Annotated in this window: 1 protein-coding gene; it reads right to left on the reverse strand. The window is 54.5% G+C overall.

Going from position 1 to position 1335, the window contains the following annotated elements:
- Positions 1 to 319: 319 nt before the first annotated feature.
- Positions 320 to 1333 carry an IS110 family RNA-guided transposase gene (locus AC3B8H_RS21395; RefSeq protein ID WP_488443524.1) on the reverse strand — a complete coding sequence of 338 codons (1014 nt, stop codon included), beginning with the start codon at positions 1331 to 1333 and terminating at the stop codon, positions 320 to 322.
- Positions 1334 to 1335: the final 2 nt, after the last annotated feature.

The following is a 1335-nucleotide window of genomic DNA, read 5'->3' on the forward strand; positions in this document are numbered from 1 at the left end:
GAGATCGAGATTGCAGCCATATATTCGGTCTCTTGGTGAAGGTACTTGATTGACCTTCGGACCCTGATGAATCTATCCGCGCGCTTTTTCCACTATCACCCTAACGGTTTCTAAGAACCTATGTGCCGAACGGGATTTAAAAGCACCGGTCTGACCTGTTGAATGTCATCACTAAAGGTTGTCTTGCCTCCGCAATCTGTTGAACGCAGTTGTCTTGTACGAAACCGGATTGAGGGTTATCCACGCTTTGCCCGACGCCGTAACCCTTCGCTCGTGTGGAGGCGTTGGGCGAAGGGTGGATAACCCGGGCTCCACTTAATCAGGCTACCTTGGCCGTATATTCGCCTTCACCGGCGGCCAGTGCCCAGATAATCCTGGCGTTCTTGTTGGCCAAGGCCACGGCCGCCTTGTTGAAACCACGCCGTTCGATCAACGCTTGTAGCCAGCGGCTCAACGGGTCGCTCTTGTCGCCGCAGTATTTCAATACCGCCCGGGCACCGTGGATTAGCAAAGTGCGCAAGTGTCGATTTCCGCGTTTGCTAATGCCGAGCAAGACTTGCCGGTCGCCGCTGCTGTGCTGCCTAGGCACCACGCCCAAGCTGGCGGCGTAATCGCGGCTGGACGTATACCCTTTGCCATCCCCCACATCGGCGGCGGCCAAGGTGGCGGTGAGCGGACCCACGCCCGGAATGGTGAGCAGGCGCTTGCTCAAGGCATTTTGCCGACATAGCGCATCGATCTGCCGATCCACGGCTTTGATGGCCTCATCCATCGCTACCAGGGCTTGATACTGTTCGGCAAACAGCGAACGGCTGAGCGTCGACAGTTGATTTTCGGCATCTTCCAGAATCGACGGCAAATGCTTTCTGACCTGATTGGCACTGGGTGGCAAGACAATCCCTCGTTCGGCCAAATGCCCGCGCATCTGGTTGATCAATGCTGTACGTTCCTCGACTTTGCCCTGGCGTATGCCATGCACCATGGACAGGTCTTGCTGTTCCATCTCTTTAATCGCCACCGTGCGCTTGTTCGGTTGCCTCGCCGCCGTAAAAATCGCCTCGGCATCGTTAAAATCGTTTTTATTGCCAACCACAAAGGCTTTCACATAGCGAGCGTTCAACAGTGTTACCTCATGACCCAACTGCTGGAATGATCGCGCCCAGTGGTGCGAACCACCACAGGCTTCCAGTGCGATTAGGCTCGGCGGCAGTTGAGCAATGAAGGCCAGTAATTCCGATCGCTTTAGCTTCCTCTTTATGGCCTTGCCGTCTAGCATCATGAATAGATGAAAAACTTGTTTTGCGATATCCAAACCCACTACGTTACGATTCATGT

Source organism: Methylomonas sp. BG-2 (assembly GCF_057766305.1).

Excerpts from the sequence above, each read along its gene's own strand:
- AC3B8H_RS21395 (WP_488443524.1), bottom strand. The coding sequence starts at position 1,333 with ATGAATCGTAACGTAGTGGGTTTGGATATCGCAAAACAAGTTTTTCAT.